This window comes from Pseudomonas sp. McL0111 (assembly GCF_052567255.1).
In genome coordinates this window covers 6,318,881-6,343,343 of record NZ_CP199585.1, presented here as the reverse complement: position 1 = coordinate 6,343,343, position 24,463 = coordinate 6,318,881, and the positions used below count along the sequence as shown (strand labels likewise).

Here is a 24,463-nt window from a genome sequence, read left to right as displayed (position 1 = left end):
ACATCTTTTACTGATTCACCTCCTTCGCGAGCAAGCTCGCTCCTACAAAGGCATGGGTTGCATATAAACGAATTATTCGATGCTTTGCAGCAATTATTTGCGCTTTTTCATCGATACGACTCTGTTTAATCTCCACTCCATCGACTTACAACATTCTCGGATGGAGCCTACACAGCATGTCCCACGTTCTGATCATCGAAAGCAGCGCCCGTCAGCAAGACTCGGTTTCCCGTCAACTGACCCAGACCTTCATCAAACAGTGGAAAGCTGCGCACCCGGCTGATCAGATCACCGTGCGTGATCTGGCCGTTAATCCGGTTCCGCATCTGGACAGCAACCTGCTGGGCGGCTGGATGAAACCCGCCGAGCAGCGCAACGCCAACGAACAATCTTCGCTGGATCGCTCCAACGAGTTGACCGACGAACTGCTGGCCGCCGAAGTGCTGGTGATGGCCGCGCCGATGTACAACTTCGCGATCCCGAGCACCCTCAAGGCCTGGCTCGACCATGTGCTGCGTGCCGGTGTGACGTTCAAGTACACCGAAACTGGCCCGCAAGGTCTGCTCAGCGACAAGCGTGCCTACGTGCTCACCGCTCGCGGCGGGATCTACGCTGGCGGCCCGGCGGATCACCAGGAACCGTACCTGCGTCAGGTGATGGGCTTCATCGGCATCCACGACGTGACCTTCATTCACGCCGAAGGCATGAACCTGGGTGGTGATTTCCACGAGAAGGGCCTGAATCAGGCCAACGCCAAACTGTCCCAGGTCGCTTGATATGTTAATCGCCAGATAATCACCGGATGGTCTAGTGACCTGGCGCAACCCCTTCAAGGTTCCACGCGCATCGAACCTCCCTTTGCACTTTTTGCTCCTGAGTGCTGTAGCCCGATTGAACGCATTTGCGAGATCGGGCTTTTTTTTGCCAAAAAATCCCCTGAGCAACACTGGACCCTGTGGGAGCGGGCTTGCCCGCGATTGCGGAGTGTCAGCAAACAAATATTTGTCTGGCACACCCTCATCGCGGGCAAGCCCGCTCCCACAGGGACTCAGGTTGTTGGAAGGTTCGCGGTCTAGCGTAAAACCCGCTATCGTCGCCGCCATTCGAAACAGAGGCGACCATGGGCTATCTACTTTTTGTCACGCTGATCCAGGCGTTTTCCTTCAGTCTGATCGGTGAATACCTGGCCGGGCATGTCGACAGCTACTTCGCCGTGCTGGTGCGTGTGGTGCTGGCCGGGCTGGTGTTCATTCCATTGACCCGCTGGCGCTCGGTCGAGCCGTCGTTCATGCGCGGCATGCTGATAATCGGTGCGTTGCAGTTCGGCGTGACTTACGTCTGCCTGTACCTGAGCTTCCGCGTGCTGACGGTGCCGGAAGTGCTGCTGTTCACCATCCTCACGCCGCTGCACGTGACCTTGATCGAAGATGCGTTGAACCGGCGCTTCAATCCGTGGGCACTGGTTGCTGCTCTGGTGGCTGTGGGCGGTGCGGCAGTGATTCGTTACGACCGGATCAATCCCGACTTCTTCATGGGCTTCCTGCTGCTGCAACTGGCCAACTTCACCTACGCCGCCGGGCAGGTGATGTACAAGCATCTGGTGGCGAAACACCCGAGTGATCTGCCGCATTACCGGCGTTTCGGTTTCTTCTACCTCGGCGCATTGGCGGTGGCATTGCCGGCGTTCCTGCTGTTCGGCAAAGCCAATTTCCTGCCCGAAGCACCGCTGCAATGGGGCGTGCTGGTTTTCCTCGGACTGGTCTCGACCGCGTTGGGCCTGTACTGGTGGAACAAAGGCGCATGCCTGGTCAACGGCGGCACGCTGGCGGTGATGAACAACCTGCATGTGCCGGTAGGGTTGCTGCTGAATCTGTTGATCTGGAACCAGCACGAGGAACTGGGAAGATTGTTCCTCGGTGGCAGTGTGATTCTGGCGGCGGTGTGGATCAGTCGGTTGGGCGTACGGCGAGTTGCGCCAGCAGAAACTCGATAAACGCCCGGGTCTTCTGCGGCACCCGCCGCGCTGATGAATACACCGCGTTGATGCTGATCGCCGGGGCTTGCCATTCGCACAGCACCGGCACCAGCCGACCTGCCGCCAACGCCTCTTCGACGATGAAGTCCGGCAACAGCGCGATACCCATCCCGGCCTCGGCTGCCTGCGCCAGCAAATCCCCGTTGTTGGCGTGCAACGGTCCGGTGACGTTGACCCGCTGCGTCTCTTTGCCGTTGCTCAATTGCAGGCTGACACCACTTTGCAGATAGCCGTAGTTCAGGCATTTGTGCGTGCGCAGGTCCTGCGGCGATTGCGGAATTCCTTCACGCTCCAGATACACGGGGGAGGCGACCATGATTCGCGGTGCTGGCGCCAGTTGCCGGGCGATCATGGTTGAGTCAGGCATGCTGGCAATGCGGATGGTCACGTCAAAGCCACCGCGCACCGGATCGACCTGCTGATCGCTGAGCACCAGTTGCAACTCGATGTTCGGGTGCAGCTCATGGAACAGCGGAATCAACTTGCCCAGCCGCCGCAAGCCGAACGACATCGGCGCGTTCACCCGCAACACTCCGCGTAACTCGCCAATCCCGTCCCGTGCCCGTTGTTCGGCCTCGTCCAGCGCGGCAATCACTTCGCGCGCCGCTTCGAAATACTCTGCGCCGGCCTCGGTCAGGTGCAGGCTACGCGTGGTGCGTTGCAGCAGTTGCACGCCGATTGCTTCTTCCAGTGCCTGAATCTGTTTGCTGACTTTCGAGCGCGGCACATCCATGGCCCGGGCTGCGGCGGCAAAGCCGTTCTCACCAACCGTCACCACGAAGGTGCGCATGCATTCGATGCGATCCATGATTGTCCCTTTTTTAGAATCAATGATTCTCGATTTTAGGGAATTGTCCCTTTATCGGCTAGCCCCTAAAGTTACATCCAAGCCGACGACAACGCCGCTGAAGGCAACGTCGACCAACCCATTGCTTACTTCGAAATCATCGACATCAAAAGGAACGCGCCATGTCTATTCGTGAACTGCTGAACCCAACCAACTCCGCTCTGATCCTGATCGACCACCAGCCACAAATGGCCTTCGGCGTGCAGTCGATTGATCGTCAGACCCTGAAGAACAACACCGTGGGCCTGGCCAAAGCGGCGAAGATCTTCAACGTGCCGACCATCTACACCTCGGTCGAAACCGAGAGCTTCAGCGGTTACATCTGGCCTGAGTTGCTGGCGGTTCACCCAGAGCAGAAGCCAATCGAGCGCACCTCGATGAACTCCTGGGAAGACAAGGCGCTGGTTGACGCAGTCAAGGCGACCGGGCGCAAAAAACTGATCATCGCTGCGCTGTGGACCGAGGTCTGCCTGACCTTCCCGGCACTCGAAGCACTGGCTGAAGGCTACGAGGTGTACATCGTCACCGACGCCTCGGGTGGTACCACCAAGGAAGCGCACGACATGTCGGTGCAACGAATGATTCAGGCAGGTGCGGTGCCGGTGACCTGGCAACAAGTGTTGCTCGAATACCAGCGCGACTGGGCACACAAAGACACTTACGAAGCGGTGATGGAGCTGGTGCTGGAACACAGCGGCGCGTACGGCATGGGCGTCGATTACGCCTACACCATGGTGCACAAGGCCCCGCAACGGCAGGCCAAGTAAACCAGAGCGACATCGCAAAATTTGTGGGAGCCAGCCTGCTGGCGATTGCAGTGGGTCAGACACATCAATGTCTGATGACACTACGCAATCGCCAGCAGGCTGGCTCCCACATTTTGATATGTGGGGTTACATCAGGTGTTTTTGTTGTTCGGGGATGTGGGCTGCACCAAGGACTGCTGGTAGCAATCCGGAGCGCAAATCCCCGCCACTCGGCTGCTGGTACAGGCTCAAGCCAAACTCCGGCAACACCGCCAGCAGATAATCGAAAATATCCCCCTGAATCCGCTCGTAATCCGCCCACGCCGTGGTGCGGGTGAAGCAGTAGATTTCCAGCGGAATGCCCTGCGCCGTGGTCTGCATCTGGCGCACCATGCAGGTCATGTTCGGCTGAATCTCCGGATGACTCTTCAGATAAGCCAGCGCATAGGCGCGGAAGGTGCCGATGTTGGTCATCCGCCGCCGGTTGGCCGACATCGCCGCCACATTGCCCTGCGCCTCGTTCCACGCCTTGAGTTCGGCTTTCTTGCGACCCATGTAGTCAGTCAGCAGGTGCACCTGGGAGAGTTTTTCTTCTTCATCATCGCGGATAAAACGCACACCACTGGCGTCGATGAACAGGCTGCGCTTGATCCGTCGTCCGCCAGATTGCTGCATGCCGCGCCAGTTCTTGAACGACTCGGACATCAGACGCCAGGTCGGGATCGACACGATGGTCTTATCGAAATTCTGCACCTTGACCGTGTGCAGGGTGATATCGACCACGTCGCCGTCGGCACCGACTTGCGGCATCTCGATCCAGTCACCGACGCGCAGCATGTCGTTGCTGGTCAGTTGCACGCTGGCGACAAACGACAGCAGGGTGTCCTTGTAGACCAACAGAATCACTGCCGACATCGCACCCAGACCCGACAGCAGCAACAATGGCGAACGATCGATCAGGGTGGCGACGATGATGATCGCGCCAAACACGTACAAGACCATTTTCGCCAGTTGCACATAGCCTTTGATCGAGCGGGTGCGGGCGTGTTCGGTGCGCGCGTAGATGTCCAGCAACGCGTTGAGCAGGGCGCTGACGGAAAGCATCAGGAACAGAATGGTGAACGCCAATGCGACGTTGCCGAGGAATAGTGTCGTGGTTTTGCTCAGTTCCGGTACCAGATGCAGGCCGAACTGGATCACCAGCGACGGCGTCATCTGCGCCAGACGCTGGAACACCTTGTTGTGGCGAAAATCATTCAGCCAGTGCAAGGCCGGCTGGCGACCGAGCATGCGGCTGGCATGCAGGATCAAATAACGCGCCACTCGTCCGAGTACCAGCGCGATCACCAAAAGCAGGATCAACGCCAGGCTGGCGTGCAGGATCGGGTGCTCTTCTAGAGCCCCCCAGAGGTCTTGAGCGTTGAGCCAGAGCTGTTTGATATCCATGGGAGAAACGATTCTTCTGTAAGACGCGACGGGCGATTAGAGCATTTAAGACGCCGCGTATTACCGTTGGAGACAAATTGAGCAACAAAAAAGCCACTGATTAGCGCCGTTTGTACAAAGTAACTCGGCCTGAGCGCTCGAAACCGGTAACCTATGCAGCTGTTTTTTTGCATATCTTCGAGGTAGCACCCGTGTTTTCCGAATTCGCCCTGCACGAACGCCTGCTTAAAGCTGTGGCCGAGCTTAAATTTGTCGAGCCTACGCCTGTGCAAGCAGCGGCCATTCCGCTGGCGCTTCAGGGGCGTGACCTGCGGGTGACGGCGCAAACCGGTAGTGGCAAGACTGCCGCTTTCGTCCTGCCGATCCTTAACCGCCTGATCGGCCCGGCCAAGGTTCGCGTCAGCATCAAGACTCTGATCCTGCTGCCGACCCGCGAACTGGCCCAGCAGACCTTGAAAGAAGTTGAACGCTTTGCGCAGTTCACCTTCATCAAGTCCGGCCTGATCACTGGCGGTGAAGACTTCAAGGTACAAGCCGCGATGCTGCGCAAAGTGCCGGACATCCTGATCGGCACCCCGGGTCGGATGATCGAGCAACTCAACGCCGGCAACCTCGACCTCAAAGAAGTCGAAGTGCTGGTGCTCGACGAAGCCGACCGTATGCTCGACATGGGTTTCGCCGAAGACGTGCAGCGTCTGGTCGACGAATGCCCGAACCGTCAGCAAACCATGCTGTTCTCCGCGACCACCGGCGGTTCCGGTCTGCGCGACATGATCGGCAAGGTGCTGAACAACCCTGAGCACTTGCAGCTCAACGCAGTCAGCCAACTGAACTCGACCACCCGTCAGCAGATCATCACGGCTGACCACAACCAGCACAAAGAACAGATTGTGAACTGGCTGCTGGCCAACGAGACCTATCAGAAAGCGATCATCTTCACCAACACCCGCGCCATGGCCGACCGTATCTACGGCCGTCTGGTGGCTCAGGAATACAAAGCGTTCGTGCTGCACGGCGAGAAAGACCAGAAGGATCGCAAACTGGCGATCGATCGTCTGAAGCAGGGCGGCGTGAAGATTCTGGTAGCTACCGACGTGGCTGCTCGTGGTCTGGACGTTGATGGTCTGGACATGGTGATCAACTTCGACATGCCACGCAGCGGCGACGAATACGTGCACCGTATCGGTCGTACCGGTCGTGCCGGTAACGACGGTCTGGCGATCTCGCTGATCTGCCACGGCGACTGGAACCTGATGTCGAGCATCGAGCGCTACCTCAAGCAGAGCTTCGAGCGTCGCACCGTCAAGGAAGTCAAAGGCACCTACGGCGGGCCGAAAAAGGTCAAGGCCTCGGGCAAAGCTGTCGGCGTGAAGAAGAAAAAGACCGACGCCAAGGGCGACAAGAAGAAAACCGCCGCCAAGACGCCGACCAAGCGCAAGAGCGCCAACCGTCCGAAGCCGGATTCTCTGGTGAGCAGCGACGGCATGGCCCCGCTGAAGCGCCGCAAGCCGGCAGAGCCAGCGGCTGAGTAAGTCGTTTCAGATGCACAAAAAAACCCGGACAATGTCCGGGTTTTTTTTTCGTCCATCAGTTGCCTAACTGGCCACTGGTGTCGGCATCGAAGCGTCGTTTCGCCTGATCGGCCGCCGGTTTCAGTTTAGCGAGCAGTGTGGCCTCGCTGTACACCTGAGCGAGCGCCAGCTCCTAGGGGGTCGGCTCGATCGGGATCAGCAGATCCTCGCCGTCGGCATGCAGCCAGATCGCCACAACGTGCAGCGCCGAAACAAACAGCACGCGCAGTTCGACGGTTTTGCCGTGCAATTGCGGCGATTGCTCCGCGAGTTTCAGCGCACCGACCGTAGCGGCCGCCATGTTCCCGTGGTTCAGCGACGAGAACTCGACATGGCCGCGTACTTCGGCCAATTGCGCATCGGCAATCGTCACGCCATCCGCGAACACCAGGTAATGCCAGTTGCCAATTCTGGCGTCTTTCAGACCTTTGCCGTTGCTCAAGTCTTCAAGCGTCAGCGAGTAACCACGATAGGCTTCGCTCAGGCTGATCTTGCCGGCAGTCGCGTTGGCGAACTGCCGATTAACGCCAAAGCCCTGGGTTTGCAGCGCGGCTTGCAGTGCCGGACGCAAGGTTTGCACGCCGTTGGAAGGCGCCTTCGGATAAGTCAGTTGCATGATGTTGCCCTCCTAGTTTTTCGCGGTGAAGTAAGTGTGAGTCCAGTTGCCGCCGCCGTTGTACGAACCGGGGAACGAGTTCAGTGCCCGGCTCGAATAGCCGTAGATCGAGTCTGCGATCAGCACGTAGTTGCCGTTGGTGCCATAGACCGTCAGAAAGTGCGCGCCACCGCCGTACCAGGCACAGCGCAAACCGACAGGACGGCCCATGCTGATCTGGTTCTGAATGGCCGACATCTGCAACGAACCCTGATTCATCCCGTTGTAACTGCGTGTGGTCTGCAGGGCGGAATCCAGATAGCCGTAAACGTTGCACGGCCCCGGTTGATTGCAGCAATTGCGGTCCAGCTGGGTGCTGGCAACGCCGCACTGAGTCCAGTTGCCGGTACCGTAATAATTGCCGACCGAGGCGGAAACGGCCGCCCAGCACCAGTTGGTCTGGGTCTGTTGCTGCATGTTGAAGTTGAGGCTGGCGGCAGCCCGCGCCTCGGCCGGTGCTGCTTCGACCTCGACCAGTTGCGGGTCGAGCAGATGGCCGAGCAGACACCTTGGCAAGGTCTCGCTGGTGAATCGTGTTGCTTCAGTGGTTAACATTTTTTCAATCCTCCATGAATGAAAACAAGCGTCGTGCTTGTGAATGAAACCCTAGGCACGAATATGCATTTATGCAAATAAATAAATGCATTTGTGCATTTTTAGGATCAAAAGAACGCAGCCTGAGGCAGCTACAAACCCTGTTGGAGCTGCCGCACGCTGCGATCTTTTGATCCTGTGATTAACCCTCGGTTTTCTTCTCGGCGGTATCCAGCTCTTTAAGACGCTGATCGATCAACTGGCACTTGTCCGGCAGATCAGCGCTGGCCGTGCCCAGATCCATCTTCTGCAACTCGGCGTTGATCTCCTTGGCCTTGGTCGGATTCTGTTCCGTAAGCTTGGTGACTTCCTTGGCCAGTTGTTCACGCTTGGCGGTGGCTTCCTCCGGCGTGCAGGCCCAGACGGGCAGGGCACAGGCGAGCGTGGCGGCGAGGGTGAGCTTGAGCAGGGCTTTCATGGGGGCGGGCCTCCGTTCCGGTTAAGGCGGGTTAACCGGTTGAGGGTTCGAGGTCTGAAAAAGTTCAGCTTTGTCTCTTGTTCATCTGTGACTGACGGGTCGCGAACTTCGCTGAAAATCAGCTTTTCGGCGAAAACCTGCGTACTAGAGCGGTTGCTGAGTCAGATGTGTAACGGGTTGTTGACGTCAGAATGATGGCAATCTACCATCGCGCCATCACATTGATATCAGTGTGCGGTTTCGAGGGATCGATCAGACTTTTCGCAGAAGCATTCTGCGGACGTTTTGCAACGCTTTGGACGTTCTGACCGAAGCGCGCGTATATCCCCTTTTCAAATGTTTTCACTCTACCGGCATGCCTCATCTGGCCGGGTAGGGATTGTTTTGCCTGTCGATTGCCCTGACCACATTCGCCCGTCGCAACGAGATCTTTCAACATGGACGTTCGCCATTACGCCTTCTTCGCTCGGCAGCCTTCTGCTGCCGTGAAAACCCGTGAGTCTTTCCTGGGCATGCCCAAGCGCGGGTTGGCATTTCTGTTGGCCAACGTCATGTTCTGGCAACCGATGTGGGCGCAGGCCGACGGCATCGTCGTGGCCAACCCGAACACTTCGCTGGATCGAGCCGGCAACGGCGTGCCGATCATCAACATCGCCACGCCCAACGGCAGCGGGCTGTCGCACAACCAGTTCCATGACTACAACGTCACGGCGCAGGGCCTGATTCTCAACAACGGCTCGACTCAGAATTCCGTCACGCAGTTGGGCGGGCACATCATCGACAACCCGAACCTGAAGAACAGCGGTTCGGCACAAGTCATTCTCAACGAAGTCATCAGCGGCAACCCGAGCCAGCTGCGCGGTTACACCGAAGTAGCGGGGCAATCGGCGCGGGTGATCGTGGCCAACCCTTACGGCATCACCTGCAACGGCTGCGGTTTCATCAACGCGCCGCGGGTGACGCTGACCACCGGTAAACCGGTGCTCGACAATAGTCGACTGGATCGTTTTCAGGTCGATCAGGGCAGCGTTGCCATCGAAGGTGCGGGCCTTAACGCGACCAACGTTGATCGGTTCGAAATCATTACCCGCAGCGCGAAGATCAATGCGCAGCTCCAGGCACAGAACCTGACGATTGTCGCCGGGCGCAACGACGTCAACGCGCAAACCCTGAATGCCACCGTCCGGGCCGATGACGGCAGTGCCAAACCGCAACTGGCCATCGACTCCTCGGCCCTCGGCGGCATGTACGCCGGGGCGATCAAACTGGTCGGCACCGAGGCGGGCGTCGGGGTCAAACTCGACGGCAAACTGATCGCCAGTGGCGGTGATATCCAGCTCGATGCCAGCGGCCAACTGAGCATGGTTGATACCTCGGCGACTGGCGCGGTGAACGTCAAAGCTGCCAGCCTCGATGCACGCGGGCCGGTGTACGCCGGCACTGCGCTGAACGTGCAGGCCCAGGGCAACCTGACCAACCACCAAACCCTTGCGGCCCGCGACAGCATCAACCTCAGTGCGGGCGGGCAACTGACCAACGCTGGCGCTATCGAGGCAGGCGTCAATGCCGACGGCACCCGCAACGCCACGGGTGATCTGAGCCTGAGTGCACAAAACCTCGACAACACTGGCAAAAGCCTGGTCGCGAGCCGCAACCTGACGGTCAATACCACGCAAACCTTGAACAACCAAGGCGGCACCCTTAGTGGGCAGACCACCGCGATCACCGCCGGGACGCTGGATAACCGCAACACCGGCAAGGTGCTGAGCGACACCACGCTGAGCGTGAATGCCGCTCAGGTGTTGAACAATAAAGGTGTCATCAACAGCAACGCAAAGCTCACGGCCAACGTCGGCCAACTCATCAACAGCAACGGCGAACTCACCAGCCAGAGCGACATCGTGCTCAGCGTCACGTCGCTGGATAACGTCGCCGGCCTGATGATGGCCAGCCGTTTGCTCGACATCACCGCGCTCGGCGCAATCAACAACAGCAGCGGCAAGATTGGCGCAAAGCAGACCCTCGCCGTGCGAGCGCAACAGCTCGACAACAGCCAGCAAGGCCAGTTGACCAGCGAAGGCACGCTGACCACCCGGGTCAGTGATCAACTGAACAACCAGAACAAAGGCCTGATCCAGGCCAACGGCGCGATGGATGTGCAAGCCACGCGTCTGGATAACCGCGCTGGCAAGATTTCCAGCCTCAGCACCCTGACCGTCAGCAGCGCCCACACCGACAACCGTGGCGGGACGATTCGCGCCGATCAGGCGGCGAAGCTGTTGATCAGTGAGCTGGACAACCGCGACAAGGGCCGCCTCGAAAGCAAGACCACGCTGACTTTCGAAGGCAACAAACTGGATAACCGCAACGGCGGTCTGCTCACCTCGACGGGGCTGATGAGCCTCAAGGCCAATGAGGTGGTCAACGATGCCGGACGGATTTCCGCCAAGGGCGATATCAACGCGAACATCGGCAGCCTGAGCCAGCAGGGCGGCGAACTGGTCGCCGAAGGCAACTTGCTGCTGACCGGCAAGACGCTGGAGAACCACAAGGACGGCCTCGTCGGATCGCTCAAGACCCTGACCGTCAACGTCGACCAGATCGACAACCGTGGCGGTTCACTTACCAGCCAACTGAATCTGCAGCTCAACGGTTCCCGTCTGGACAACAGCGAGGGCGGCAAAGTGTTGTCCGACACCACGCTGGCGCTGAAAGTCGCGCAGATCATCAACGCCACCAACGGTCTGATTTTCAGCAAAGGCGCGAGCACCCTGAGCGGTATCGGTTTGAGCAACGTGGGCGGACGCATTGTCAGTCAGGCCAGTCTGGGACTGAGCTTCGACGAGGCCATGGACAACCAGCAGGGCCTGATCAGCAGCGAAGGCCAAATGACGCTCAACGCCGGCAGCCTCGACAATCGTCTGGGCAAACTGTCGAGCATCGAGTCGATGGCGCTCACCTCCAAAGCTGCCGTGTTGAGTCAGGGTGGCCTGATCGCTTCGCAGAAAGGCCTGACGTTCACCAGCGCCAGCCTCGACAACAGTGACAACGGTGTGATCAGCGCCAAGGCCGACTCGACACTGACCACCGGAGAATTGAAAAACCGTCAGGGCGGCAGTCTGGCCACCGACGGCACATTGCTGCTGACCACCGCTCACCTCGATAACTCGGGTGGCAGCATCGGCAGCCAGCAGCGGCTTGATGTGTCGGTCACGTCGATGGAACAGGATGGCGGCAAGCTGTTCAGCAACAGCGACCTGACGCTGGACATGCACAACGGTCTGCTGAACAACCAGCGCGGCAACATTCATACGCCGGGTCAATTGCTGTTGAAAAACCTCAACGAAGTGAACAACAGCGGCGGGGAAATTTCCGCCGCCAAGGCCTGGAGTATCAACGCGCAAAGCCTGAACAACGACGGCGGCAAACTGCTCAGCAACGAAAAGCTTACCTTCGTTATCGACCGCGCACTGAGCAACGTCAAAGGCGTGATCGCTGCCGCCAGCCTCGAAAGTCGCAGCGACAGTTTGAACAACACCAGCGGCGAAATCCGCGTGCGGGGCGACGTCGATCTGACGGTGACCAACGCGTTCGACAACCAGGCGGGCGTGGTGATTGCCGACAATGGTCTGGTACTCAAAGCGGCGAGTCTGGATAACCGTCAGGAAGGTCTGCTGGGTTCGACCAACACGCTGAACCTGATCGTCGACCGCATCGACAACCGCACTGGCGAACTGTCGAGCAAGGCCGGTGTGAGCCTGATCGGTGCCTGGCTCGATAACAGCGACAGCGGCTACATGTTGGCCGGCGGCAATCTGGCGCTGACCGTCAATCAAATCATCAACCGCAATAAAGGCCTGCTGTCCGGCGACACCGGGCTGACCCTGACCGGGCAGAGCCTGGAAAACGGCGGCCGTCTGACCACTCAGAAAGATCTTGCGATCAACCTCGCATCGGATCTGAACAACGCTAACGGCAGCATCGTCAGCGAAGGCACCTTGGCGATCACTGCGCAGAGCCTCAACAACAACGCCGGCACTGTCTCCAGCGCCAAAGCGCTCACAGTCGACACCCATGGCGCGGTCAGTAATCAGGGCGGCAAACTGCTGACCGATACCGGTTTAACTCTCAACAGCAGCGCACTGGATAACCAGCAAAGTGGTGTGATCAGCAGCAAAGGCAAACTGCGCATCACTACCGGTGAACTCAACAACAGCCAGGCGAGCATCTACGCCGATGACCAGGTCGACATCAGCGCCGGTCAGGTGACCAACAACGCTGGCAGCATAGGCGCCGGCAAGACGCTGGTGGCCAATATCCATGGCCTCGGCCAGCAGGGCGGCAAGTTGTTCAGCGGCGCTAATGTGAGCGTCGATCTGAACGGCGGCGCGCTGAATAACCAGGGTGGCGGCATCATCAATGCGCCGGGGCAGTTGCTGCTGAAAAACCTCGCCGACGTGAACAACCGTGGCGGTGAAATTTCCAGCGACCAGGCTTTCGAATTGATCGCCCAATCGCTGGACAACAGCGCTGGCCAACTGCTGAGCAACCAGAAACTCACGCTGAAAATCGACAACGCGCTGACCTCGATCAAAGGCAAGATCGCCGCCGCCGCTTTGCAGATTCGCGCAGCGAGTCTGGATAACAGCGGCTCCGGTGTGTTGCTCAGCGACAGCGATATCGAAGTCACCGTCGATGGTCTGCTGAACAACCAAAGCAAGGGCAGCATCAAGGCTGCGCAGCAACTGACCCTCAACAGCAACGGCCTGAACAATCAGGGCGGCACGCTGGTGGGCGTTTCCGGGGTTGCCATCGACCTGAGCAAAACTGCCGCAGACCTGAACAATCAGGACGGCCTGATCAGCAGCAAAGGCGATGTGAGCATTGCCCATATACGCGATCTGAATAACCAGGGCGGCGTGATCAACAGCAAAGGCGTGCTAAACATTGCTCCGCTGCATGACTTGAATAACCAGAAGGGCGAAATCTCCAGCGTCCACAGCTTCAGCCTCAACGGCAACTCGCTGGACAACCGTGGCGGAAACCTGATCAGCAACGAACAACTGAGCCTCAGCGCGACGCAGCTGAACAATCAGAGCGGTCTGGTCTCCGGCTGGAACGGCGTGACGGTCACTGGCGGCACGCTCGATAACAGCCTGGAAGGCACGGTTTCCAGTCTGCTCGGCAACACCAGCATCGACCTCAGCGGCGCGCTGATCAACCGCAGCAAAGGCGGAGTCGGCGGCAAGGGCGAGGTGAGCATCAAGGCCGCCAGCCTGGATAACAGCGGCGGCACGGTGACCAGCGGCGGCAAGCAGACCCTGACCCTGATCGGCGGCACGCTCAGCAACACCGCAGGCGGTTTGCTTGAAAGCGGCGATGCGCTGGATATCCGCGCGACAACCCTGGACAACAGCGCCGGCAGAATCACCGGCAAAAAAGCCCTGACCTTCACTGGCACCCAACTGAACAACGACGGCGGCAGCCTGGTCGGCAAGGACAGCGTCACCCTCGACCTGCTCGGCGCGCTGAGCAACGTTAACGGCGCACTCGGCAGCACCGGGCCGCTGATGATCAAACGCGCCGCCAGCCTCGATAACCGTGGCGGTCAACTGATCAGCGAAACCCTGCTGAGCCTGCTGACCCACGGAGATCTGAACAACAGCCAGGGCGGTACGATCTCGGCCAACGATAAGTTGGACCTCACTGCCGACGGCACGCTTTACAACAATGCCGACGGTCTGATCTCCAGCCGCGACGCCGCCGTGACGATCACCGCTGCCGGGCTCAACAACGCCAAAGGCGCGGTGCAAAGCATGACCGCGTTGACCGTCAACGCGGGTAACGGCGCCATCGACAACCAGGGCGGCAAGATCATCGCCCAGAACGGCGACCTGACGCTCACCGCCGCCAGCCTCGACAGCCGTGGTGGTGTGCTGTCGAGCCTCAAAGGTCTGCTGCAAACCCGACTGAGCGGCGTATTGCGCAACGGTCAGGGCGGCAAGATCGAAGGCAGTCGCCTCGACCTGCAAGCACTGGGCGGTATCTACAGCGACGGCGGACGCATCGCCGCCAACAGCGGCAACATCCTGCTCAACGCTGGTAACAACGCGCTGGACAACAGCGGTGGCGGCATCTACGCCAAAGGCTTCGTGAAAGTCGATGCCGGCTCGATGAACAACAACGCCGGTCAGGTCAGCGGCAGCGCCATCGACCTTGGCCTCAATAGCCAACTCAGCAACCGCGGTGGCCTGATCGAAAGCGCTGGCGCTCTGGCGATCCGTGCCACCACTCTGGATAACCAGGGTGGCAAACTGCGCGCGCTGGGCACGGCTGGAAAAACCAACTTCCAGATCGGCAGCCAGTTCGACAACCGCAATGGCCTGGTGGAAACCGCCAACACCGACTTCACCCTCGCAACCCCAAGCCTGCTCAACGCCGGTGGCTCGATCACCCATGTAGGAGTGGGCGAGTTCGACATCTCCACAGGCAACGTCATCAACGCTGGCGGTTCGCTGGTAACCCGTGGCGGCCTGACGCTGAACGCCGATAGCTGGACCAACAGCAGCGTGATTCAGGCGGGGCGGTTGACGGTCAACGTCGGCAACTTCGTGCAAACCGCCAGCGGACAGTTGCTGGCCTCGAATCAATTGGTCGCACGCGGCGGCAACTGGACTAACGATGGTTTGATTGCCAGTGACGGCGGTATGGACTTCCAGATCGGTGGCGCTTACGGCGGTAATGGTCGGGTGAGCAGCCTGGGCGACATGACCTTTAACGCCGCCCAACTTGGCTTGACCAGTGCTTCGAGCATCGGCAGTGGCGGGCAAGGCACGTTCAATATTGGCGGGCTGCTGAACAACGCTGGTGGTCGACTGACGTCCAATTACGACCTTTCGATTAACGCCGGTGGCGTGAGCAACACCGGTACCTTGGGCGCCGCACAGGATCTGACGATCAGAACGGCGAGTCTGGTGAATAGCCGCGGGTTGATCTTCAGCGGCGGCAACATGAACCTGCTGGTCAATGACTTCACCAACCAGACTGGCGACGTTTACAGCATTGGCAATTTGACGATTGCCGGGCAAAACGGCGGACGTGCCAACAGCGTCAACAACCTCGCGGCGTCGATCAATGTTGACGGCGATTTTTCGCTGTCGGCCAATAGTTTCAATAACAAGACTGAAGGGGTACTGGGGCAAGACAAACTTATTTCCGGTGATATCACCTATGAGTGTATTGGCCGCGAATGCAAGTGGATCGATTACTACATTGAAGAACACTATGAGTCCGAATCGATCATCAACGGAGAACAGGCTGTTGTATCCGTTGGCGGGAATGTAAACGCAACCGTCGGCAACTTTTCCAACTTCGCCTCATTATTCTCTGCTGGAAAAAATATCAAACTTGATGTGATATCGTTTGATAACACGGGACTTGAGTCTGGAAGCTACACTAAGACGCTTATCTATACTGCCAAGAAACGAGACTTTGAAGGGCTGGTTGATGAAGCCACGGGGCCGATTACCGCTTACGCTCGGAAGAACTCCAAATATGAGCATGAGTATTCGTTCTACACCTGCGGCGGGCAGGATTGGCAGGGATGCTGGCAGGCTCCCATACCACGCGCCGACCAGACTAAAGCAACCCTGAACCCTTATTTCGGTCAAGGGCCTGACGTTCCCGTACCCGCAACATTGCTGGGTTATTCCCCCAAACCTGGGGGCGGTATCACCTTCACAAGCAACGGCGGAGCGTCTGCGATCATCCAGGCCGGGCAATCCGTGGAAGTCAATGCTAAAACGACTATCAAAAACGGTACCTTACAGGCATACACAAACTTCGCCCCCGTAGCAAAGAATTCTCCGCAAACAGGAGTCAATGCCGGAGCGACTATTCCTGTCATCCGCATCAACGCTCAACTACCGCCAGACTTGGCCCAACAACAGGTCAACCCGCTGGCCTTGCCGGGCTTCAGTCTGCCGACCGGCGACAACGGTTTGTTCCGCCTCAGTCGCAAGGACGGCAGCGAACAAACGATCGTAGCCGGCAGGGACTGGACGATCGGTACAGTTGCCGCTACCTCGGCGCAGCGCTCGGACGGAATGCCGGTCAGGAAAGCCTCTGAGTTGCAGTTCGGCAACAACGATCCGGTTTCGGTAAAAAATCGTGAGCTGGCATTGGCGGGTCGCCCGTCGCTGAATCTCGACGACAAGACCGCCGCCATCAACGTCAATGCTGCCGCTGGCGACGGACCAGTCGGGGTGTTGATGCCCAATCGTGGCAACGTTTCGTTTGAAGTGCCGCGTGTCCAGGGCTTGCCCGACACTAGCGTGCGTTCTAATCCGCACAAATACCTGATCGAAACCAACCCTGCACTGACCAATCTCAAGCAGTTCATGAGTTCGGACTACCTGCTGGGCAAGCTCGGCTACGACCCGGACACCAGTGCCAAGCGTCTGGGCGATGGCCTGTTTGAACAACGAATGGTGCAGCAGGCCGTGGTGGCTCGCACCGGTCAACGATTCATCGACGGCCAGACCTCTGACGAAGCGATGTTCAAGTACCTGATGAACAACGCCGTCGCCAGCAAGGATCAGCTCAACCTGTCGATGGGCGTCACTCTGAGCGCGCAACAAGTAGCTGCACTGACCCACGACATCGTCTGGCTCGAAGAGCATGAAGTGAATGGCGAAAAAGTGCTGGTGCCGGTGTTGTACCTGGCGCAAGCGAACAATCGGTTGGCACCTAACGGTGCACTGATCCAGGGTGGAGACGTGACCCTGATCGCCGGCGGTAACCTCGATAATGCGGGGACGTTACGCGCCTCCAACAACCTGTCGGCCGAAGCTGGCAATAACCTCACCAACACTGGTCTTATCGAAGCCGGCGAGCGCCTGACGCTCAAGGCCGGGAATGACATCATCAACAAATCCGGCGGCATTATCTCCGGCAAGGATGTCAGTCTGACCGCCACTAATGGCGATGTGATCAACCAACGAGACGTGAACAGTGTCGATGTCAGCCGCGGTGGAAATGTGTTCCACCGTGACTACCTGGACAACGCCGCACGGATCGAAGCGGCTAACGACCTGACGATCGAGTCCGGCCAAGACATCAACAACATCGGCGGCGTGCTGCAAAGCGGCCGGGACATGACGCTCGACGCTGATCGTGATGTGAATATCACTTCGGTGCAGAACCGCAGCACCGATGCGCGGGGTGGCAGTTACCTCAACCAGACGATTACCCAGCACGGCGCTGAAGTGGCATCGGGGCGCGATCTGTCGATCAGTGCTGATCGTGATGTTGCGGTTGTTGCCAGTCGGCTGGATGCCAAGCGTGATCTCAGTGTCGATTCAGGCCATGACATTGTGATTTCTTCGGCTGCCGACGAGAGCGATTACGTCTCGCGCAGTAAAAAACGCGCGAACGAAACTCACAGCATCACGCAACAATCATCGGTGTTGAATGCCGGGCGCGACATTGCGCTTAGTGCGGGTAGTGATCTGGCCATCATCGCCAGTCGAATCAAGGCTACGGAAGATGTCAGTCTCGACGCGGTTCAAGACATAACCGTCGCGTCGGCCAAAGACGAGAGTTCTTCTTACTACTACAAGAAGAAAAAGGGCTCGTTCGGGCGCAGCAAGACCACTCAGGCAGAAAGTTATGAGAGCGAGAACGTTGCTTCGGTAATCGAAGCGGGACACGACCTCACCGTCAACTCTTCTAAGGACGCAAACGGCGTCGTCAGTCTTGATGGCGGACGCAACGTAACCATTATCGGCAGCCAACTAAATGCCGGGAATGATTTGGTCGTCGGTGCGACCAAGGACGTGGCGGTTCTTTCTGCCACGGAGGAGTCCGGCTCCTACCTTAAGAAGACCAAAACTGGTCTGTTCGGCATGTCGTCGAAGGGCAGTAGCCAACTGGCAACCAGCGTTACTCAGATTGGTAGCGAACTCAATGCCGGTCATGACGCCGTCATCATCGGTGGGCGCGATATCAATCTCAACGCCAGTGTCATCAACGCCGACAATAACGCGGAGTTGCACGCCGGACTTCTGGATAAAACCGGTGACATCAATCTCTCCTCCGGCGACAACGAAGCCTATAGCCGCGCCGAAGAGTTCAAGAAAAAACTGGGGCTTTCTCTGAAGGACACAATCGGTCTGTTTGCAGGCACTCCAGGTGCTGGCGCCGATATCACTGCAAATGCTTCGCACAAGGGCGGACGTGAAGCTATCAGCTCCACCAGTGTTGGCAGTGAAATCAATGCCGGTCATGACGCCATTCTGAAAGCGACACGAGATATCAACGTCATCGGCAGCGGTATTAATGCCAATCATGATGCGAATCTCGATGCCGGCCGCGATGTAAACGTGGTTGCGAGCACAGATGAACACCGCAACAGCAGTTGGGAAACCAGCAAGAGCTATGGCATCAAACAAACAATTGATAACAACGCGTTCAGCACTTTCGTTGGTAATGAAACCATCAAGAATGGAGTCAACAGTAGCGGACATACCGCGGCGGGCAGTTCTATCTCTGCCGGTCAGAATCTGAATGTTAATGCCGGTCGTGACGTTAATCTGCAAGGATCGGATGTGCAATCGGGTATCGATCTGAAGATTAATGCCAAGCGCGACATCAACATTGATGCGGCAGAGCAGGCCGAAGCGATCACTACTTGGGACAGCATTAAACGCAACGGTACTACGACCACGATCGCCTACAACATTGGCAATACACTCGACACTCTTCAAGGCACCGGTAAGGGACAGGATGGCGTAAGCAAAGGCTCGAGTGTATTGAAGTCGGTTGATACCCTGGGTCAGTTTTTCGCCGGGGCGACATTCGATGGCCACGCAGGGGCGTCGAGCATCAGCCAGACCCGGACGCAAACGTCAGTTACCAATCGTCCTTCGACACTGTCGGCAGCCAATGACATCTCGCTCGACGCGGGTAACAACGTCGTGGTTCACGGCAGCAAGTTCGACTCTGGACGGAACATCAATATCGCTGGTCGCGACATCACTCTTGACGTCGCCCATGGCGCTGATGGCAGCGAAGGCAATCAGACCCAGAGTAAAGGCGGTCTCAAGGGCGGCACAACCGGGGGCTTTAAACTAGGCGTCGGAATCAGCAACGCCGCAGGTCAGGATGACTCCACGCAGGGTAACTCCACGTCGACACAACTCAATGCCGGGGGCAGCATCAACCTGGATGCCAAAAATGATCTGACGCTAATCGGCACAAAGGCAATCGCTGAGCGCGATATAAATCTCAAGGCGGCCAATGATCTGAACATTCTGTCCACACAGAATGCCTACAGCAGTGATCATAATCGTCGTAGCTGGGGGGCTGAGGGCGGAGTGATCGCCGGGCAAGACGGATTCGGCTTCTACGGCTCCGTCAACGCCGGTTTGGGGGATCTCAAACGTCAAGGGGTTGAGCAACAAGAAGCCTATCTGTATGCAGGCAAGGGCCTGAACTTCGATAGCGGCCGTGATACCAACATCGCCGGCGCCACTTTGAGGGGTGACGAAGTCACGGGAGATGTCGGCCGTAACCTCACTGTGACCTCAGTGCCCAATACCGGTAAGGTCGAAGGCAAGGAATTTGATGCAAGCCTTACCGTGGCGGTGAGTATTGGGGCGACCGTCAGTGGCTCGCTCGGTTATGGGCAGACAAGCGGGAAAACCAATTGGGTCGAAAACCAGACCACTATCAGTGGCAAAAGCAAAGTTGATATTCGAACCGAAAAACATACTCAAATTGATGGCTCGGTGATTACTGCTGACAACGGCAATCTGAAACTCGACACCGACACCCTTGGTTACCGCAACATCACCGGCAAGGATAACGAGCACGGTTACTATCTCAACGTTAGTGGCAGTTACAGTAGTGGTGGTTCTCAAGCCGACAAGCCCAACAAAGGGATGGAAGGCGATGGCAAAAGCAGTTGGGCGGTAGAGGGTTACAAATACGACAAAGATCGTGAGCAAGCACTCAATGCGACGGTAGGCGCGGGTGAAATTGTCGTTCGCAACGATAAACAGACGGGCCAGAATTCGACCGCTGGGCTCAACCGTGATGTCGGTAAAGCCTATGAGGTGACTCGTGATGACGAGCACCGAACGGATCTTTACGTGAGCAGCGCGTCGATCAGCGCTGTCATGAATCCTGAAAAGACATTCAATCAGTGGGTGGAGAATGTCGAGAAATATGGTGAGAACAGCATCGAATCGTTGAACAAGCTGGTGGATCTGGTCTTCGCCACAAACGCTTTTGTCGTGGGCAATGGCTTCAATAGTGCAAATCTCGTTCTAGCCAATCGAGCCGCTACCCGAGTGATTCTGAAGCGCATGCGTAACGAAACCACTCGAAAGGAGACTATCAAGATAGTGATCGCGAGCATGATGAACGGCGCTTCGACTCCCGAGGCGCAAGCCATGATCGACCGTATCAACCGAATTGCAGAGACCAATCCTGACTTAGCGTTGAGCCTGCTGTACGCCTTCAAGCGCTTGCAAACGCCTGCACCTGGGCAATCGCACTTTTTACCTGTATTAGCGGCCGGAGGCGCATTGGCTGTGCTCGCCGGCGCGCTGTTGACTGTTGCTGCTTCGCCGCAGAACCAGGAGGCAATGCGCACGGCGGTTAATGCTTTGATGGAGGCCACTAAAGACGCGGGATTACAATTGCAAGAACGTGTCAAATTGGCGTCCGAGTTGTGGGAAACCATATTGGGCACGGCATTCCCAATTCACATGCTGGACCCCAAGTTCGGGACGTTGCTCAATCCGATAGTGGACACTGACGTTCTTCATCCGGTAAGCACCGGGGGATATACCATTGAGCCATCCTCGCCGAGCAGCACGGGAGGAAGCACTATTGAAAACGGGGAAGGTTGGAGCACAACTTCTCCCGCGGTAAATCCGGGTCCGTCGCCGGGCAATATGTACAGTACGCCTGGAACGGTAACAACGGAACCAGGTGCAATACCCGACGCAAACGAGGAACAGGCTGGGCAGGAACTGTCTCGTCTAGGCTATGATGTAACTTATCGTGCTACTGCCTCCTCTAAAGGGATTCAGAATGAACGGACTTCTGATTTGATGATTGATGGAGTGGGCAGTATCGACGTATACACTCCAAGGACGACTTCCATTAAAAGCATAACTAGAACGATTGAGCATAAATCGAGTCAAGCGAGTGGGGTTTATATCCAGGGCGATTTTTCGCAAGATGAGATGTCTGAAGTTGCAGGTCGTATGTGGGGAAAGCCCAATGCCCAAAGTATAAAGACAATATTCTTTCAGAAGCCTGACGGTGCTGTTATTCGTTACAACCGGCCTCAGGGAGGTAAATAGTCATGCCCAAGTTTGCTTGTGTTTGCGGTCACGTAATCAATTTGTCTCAAGGTACCTCAGAGTCCGAGTTGTCTTTGGTTTCTGAACAGAAGATCGATGAAATAGGATCTGCGCTTTCAGAGCGTTGGGTGTCTGAAGAAGAATTTTATGAGGTTATCGATGCGGGGGCTATTACGGTTTATCGTTGCCCAAAATGCAGTCGGCTACATGTAGACCAAGGAGGTGGCAAGTTTTCCTCCTATATAAAAGAAACAAGTTAGCCTTCTAATCCAAGGGGTGCTGGCCACGCTTCAATCATGAAAGTGATGAAACTTGGTCTTGCCGATTTTTCGAGCGAGAGCAGGTTTAGACGAAACTCAGGTATGGAGGCGAACTCACCGTTTTTTGGGAGCAAGGGCAATGAACAGCGAGCGAACACAGGGCCGGGGCTTTGCTCGAGTCGTTCAACCTTCCTTCTCATGGCAGCATTTGGACTTCATTGCCGACTCATACCGATCATGATGCCGCACCCACTCCATGATCTCCTCCTCATTCCTGCCCTTGGGCGTGAGGTCGAGGTAGTTGTAGGCGCCGACCAGCATGTCCAGTCCACGCGCATACATGGAATAGGTGTGGAAAATCTCCCCGGCTTCATTGCGATAAAACACGCTCAGCCCCGGCATTTCTTCCTCGGCGCTGTCAGTCTTTTCGTAGTTGTATGTAGCCTTTCCAGCAGCGACATCTTCAGCCCGCGCGCAAACACCGAAGTCATAGTTGAAGTCGCAACCCTCTGACGACACCCAGTCAAACTTCCAGCCCATCCGCCGTTTAAACGCTTGAAACTCGCTGAACGGTGCGTGGGAAACCGCAACCACGGCAATATCGTGATGCGCCAGATGCAGATTGGCGCCATCAATGTGGTCGCTGAGGAACGAGCAGCCCGGGCAACCTTCTTCCCAATCCTTGGCAAACATGAAGTGATAAACGACCAACTGGCTGTGTTTACCGAACAGGTCATCCAGCTTCAGTTCGCCGTTCGGGCCCTGGAAATGGTAGTCCTTGTCGATCCTGACCCAGGGGAGTGCACGGCGTTCAGCGCTGAGGCGGTCGCGTTCCTTGGTGAAGGCTTTTTCGTCGGCCAGATGCTGCTTGCGGGCGGCGAGCCATTCCTCGCGCGATACCACCGGATGATTCTCGACGTTCATGATGATTTCTCCTGCGGGTTGAAACCGTCTGTTTCAGACTAGTCGTTTAACCCTCAGGCAAATCGACAGACCGCCGGTCGGTCGGCGCGGGAAATGCGGCTGAACGGCTTCGGCCCACTCCGGTCACAACCTATGAACGCGCCATTAATCACGCGCACCGGAGGTTGTATCAGGATGACGACTTATAACTGGGATTTGATTGAACGCTTGCTGCATGAAGTGCAGAACAGTGCGGGCCACAGCTTCGCCCCTCGCGCTTATGCCGAGGATTATGCGGCGCAGAAAGCCAGCGCCGGTGAGCCGATCGAGAATCTGGATCACCTGAAAACGCTGGCCTGTGAATATGAAAGGCTGCTGCTCTTGCGCGGGTACATCGCGCCTCGTCCGGATGAGGAGGGCAGCACTGGCAACAATTTTGTACTGACCCCGCGCGGTGCGAGCCTGTTGAGCCTGATCGATAGCAGCATTCCCGGCAATGATCATCCGCGTCAGGTGCTGGATGAGCAGGAAGATGCGCTGAGTGAGGCTACGTTTGATGAAGTGGCATCCAAGGCGCAGATTGCCTGAGTTGGTCACAAAGCCTTGTGGGAGCGAGCTTGCTCGCGAAAGCGGTGTGTCAGTGGCATGTTTGGTGACTGACACTGTGCTTTCGCGAGCAAGCTCGCTCCCACATTTGATGTGTATGTGTCTTAAGGTTTTTGTGCGGCCTTAAGGCATTTGAGATCGTTGAAATCTTTGCGTACCCCTTCGATTTTCTTCAACAGCCGCTGCCGCTGTTGCGGTGTGCTTTGCGCCATCAGATCAACCGCCAGCGAGCGCGCCTGCGCTTCGGTGTTGGCGTAGGCCACGCGGTAATCCGCTGTCCACAAACTCTCGCGATTGACCAGAAGCGTCTCGATCCGTTGTGGGAATTCCGGACTCTGGCGTTGCGCGACTGCCGCGCTGAATTGCTGCTGCCAGTGCGCACGGTTGGCGATCCACTGGGTGTTCTGATCGCCCAACGCTGTTGACCAAGCCATCACCCGTTGTTCCTGAGTAGCGCTTAGCGGCCCGAGCCAGTCATTAAGGCGTTTATCCATGCGCGCACCGCGCTCGGCGATCTGCTGGGCAAGCGGTGGCTTCAGGTATTCCTGCTGACGTTTACGCAAATCCTTGGCGAAAGCGTCATTCATCTCGGCGACTTGTTGGTCATCCAGCCCCTGCAACAACTCGATGGCCGACGGGGTGATTTCCCTGGCGGTTTCGGCAATTGCCTTCTTGGCCTCGGCGGTGCGCGCCTGGAGTGCGGCGTCGGTGACTTGGTTGGTTTCGACCATGGTCTGCAAGCGGTCGAGCCAGTCGAGATAGCCCGGCAGTTGTGTGGTGCAATGCCAGGTCAGGTGTTCCTTGAGACGTTCGTTGAACCAGCCTTTTTGCTCGCCGGTCATGTCCAGATAGTCGCTGAGCGTCCAGGGAATGATCACGTCGAGGTTGCGGTAGGCGAGGCCCACGCGGCTGCAAGCGCCGAGGGCGAGGGTGAAAACCAGCAGGGTGGCAATCTGTTTGAACCAGCGAGACATGGGCGAATCCTTGCGTGAGCCTGGCTTCGGAA

General features: G+C 57.4%; 13 protein-coding genes and 1 pseudogene. 6 read left to right on the top strand and 8 right to left on the bottom strand.

Features of this window, described 5'->3' with window-relative positions; translation table 11 throughout:
• The first annotated feature begins 176 nt into the window (after positions 1–176).
• Both ACTWLJ_RS28565 and ACTWLJ_RS28560 read left to right on the top strand, forming a co-directional pair.
• A complete protein-coding gene (locus ACTWLJ_RS28565) occupies positions 177–776 on the top strand; it encodes an FMN-dependent NADH-azoreductase (protein ID WP_445179375.1) in 600 nt (199 codons plus the stop codon).
• Between the two features lie 344 nt (positions 777–1,120).
• Positions 1,121–1,993: a carboxylate/amino acid/amine transporter gene (locus ACTWLJ_RS28560; protein WP_445179374.1), complete on the top strand. Its 873-nt coding sequence runs from the start codon at positions 1,121–1,123 to the stop codon at positions 1,991–1,993.
• Here the strand turns inward: ACTWLJ_RS28560 and ACTWLJ_RS28555 are convergent.
• Positions 1,947–2,843 (bottom strand): LysR substrate-binding domain-containing protein, encoded by an 897-nt coding sequence (locus ACTWLJ_RS28555; RefSeq protein WP_445179373.1) that lies wholly within the window; start codon positions 2,841–2,843, stop codon positions 1,947–1,949. The genes ACTWLJ_RS28560 and ACTWLJ_RS28555 overlap by 47 nt on opposite strands.
• A gap of 161 nt (positions 2,844–3,004) precedes the next feature.
• Here ACTWLJ_RS28555 and ACTWLJ_RS28550 point away from each other — a divergent pair, with 161 nt between their 5' ends.
• On the top strand, positions 3,005–3,649 hold the full coding sequence (locus ACTWLJ_RS28550; RefSeq protein ID WP_223516257.1) for a hydrolase: 645 nt from the start codon (positions 3,005–3,007) through the stop codon (positions 3,647–3,649).
• 126 nt (positions 3,650–3,775) lie between these two features.
• On the opposite strand, the gene ACTWLJ_RS28545 is transcribed toward ACTWLJ_RS28550, so the two are convergent.
• Positions 3,776–5,074: a mechanosensitive ion channel family protein gene (locus ACTWLJ_RS28545; protein WP_445179372.1), complete on the bottom strand. Its 1,299-nt coding sequence runs from the start codon at positions 5,072–5,074 to the stop codon at positions 3,776–3,778.
• A 191-nt stretch (positions 5,075–5,265) separates the two neighbouring features.
• Here ACTWLJ_RS28545 and ACTWLJ_RS28540 point away from each other — a divergent pair, with 191 nt between their 5' ends.
• Positions 5,266–6,606, top strand: coding sequence for a DEAD/DEAH box helicase (locus ACTWLJ_RS28540; protein ID WP_401214540.1), 1,341 nt, complete (start codon positions 5,266–5,268; stop codon positions 6,604–6,606).
• A 55-nt stretch (positions 6,607–6,661) separates the two neighbouring features.
• On the opposite strand, the pseudogene ACTWLJ_RS28535 reads toward ACTWLJ_RS28540, so the two are convergent.
• From ACTWLJ_RS28535 to ACTWLJ_RS28520, 4 genes and pseudogenes are all read right to left on the bottom strand, one after another.
• Positions 6,662–7,261: pseudogene (locus tag ACTWLJ_RS28535) on the bottom strand (hypothetical protein).
• A 12-nt stretch (positions 7,262–7,273) separates the two neighbouring features.
• Positions 7,274–7,855 (bottom strand): papain-like cysteine protease family protein, encoded by a 582-nt coding sequence (locus tag ACTWLJ_RS28530; RefSeq protein ID WP_401214535.1) that lies wholly within the window; start codon positions 7,853–7,855, stop codon positions 7,274–7,276.
• A gap of 181 nt (positions 7,856–8,036) precedes the next feature.
• Positions 8,037–8,312, bottom strand: a complete 276-nt coding sequence (locus ACTWLJ_RS28525; protein ID WP_445179371.1) for a hypothetical protein — start codon at positions 8,310–8,312, stop codon at positions 8,037–8,039.
• Positions 8,313–8,514: 202 nt separating this feature from the next.
• Positions 8,515–8,751, bottom strand: a complete 237-nt coding sequence (locus ACTWLJ_RS28520) for a hypothetical protein (RefSeq protein ID WP_445179370.1) — start codon at positions 8,749–8,751, stop codon at positions 8,515–8,517.
• Here ACTWLJ_RS28520 and ACTWLJ_RS28515 point away from each other — a divergent pair.
• On the top strand, positions 8,750–21,688 hold the full coding sequence (locus ACTWLJ_RS28515; protein ID WP_445179369.1) for a hemagglutinin repeat-containing protein: 12,939 nt from the start codon (positions 8,750–8,752) through the stop codon (positions 21,686–21,688). The two genes, ACTWLJ_RS28520 and ACTWLJ_RS28515, sit on opposite strands and share 2 nt — an antisense overlap.
• Before the next feature lie 443 nt (positions 21,689–22,131).
• On the opposite strand, the gene ACTWLJ_RS28510 is transcribed toward ACTWLJ_RS28515, so the two are convergent.
• The gene (locus tag ACTWLJ_RS28510) at positions 22,132–22,872 is read right to left on the bottom strand and encodes a DUF899 domain-containing protein (RefSeq protein WP_445179368.1); all 741 of its coding nucleotides are present in this window, start codon (positions 22,870–22,872) and stop codon (positions 22,132–22,134) included.
• A 174-nt stretch (positions 22,873–23,046) separates the two neighbouring features.
• Between ACTWLJ_RS28510 and ACTWLJ_RS28505 the strand changes: the two genes are divergently transcribed.
• Positions 23,047–23,439 carry a transcriptional regulator gene (locus ACTWLJ_RS28505; protein ID WP_445179367.1) on the top strand — a complete coding sequence of 131 codons (393 nt, stop codon included), beginning with the start codon at positions 23,047–23,049 and terminating at the stop codon, positions 23,437–23,439.
• A gap of 122 nt (positions 23,440–23,561) precedes the next feature.
• Here ACTWLJ_RS28505 and ACTWLJ_RS28500 read toward each other — a convergent pair whose 3' ends face one another.
• Positions 23,562–24,431 (bottom strand): DUF6279 family lipoprotein, encoded by an 870-nt coding sequence (locus tag ACTWLJ_RS28500; RefSeq protein ID WP_445179366.1) that lies wholly within the window; start codon positions 24,429–24,431, stop codon positions 23,562–23,564.
• Positions 24,432–24,463 lie beyond the last annotated feature (32 nt).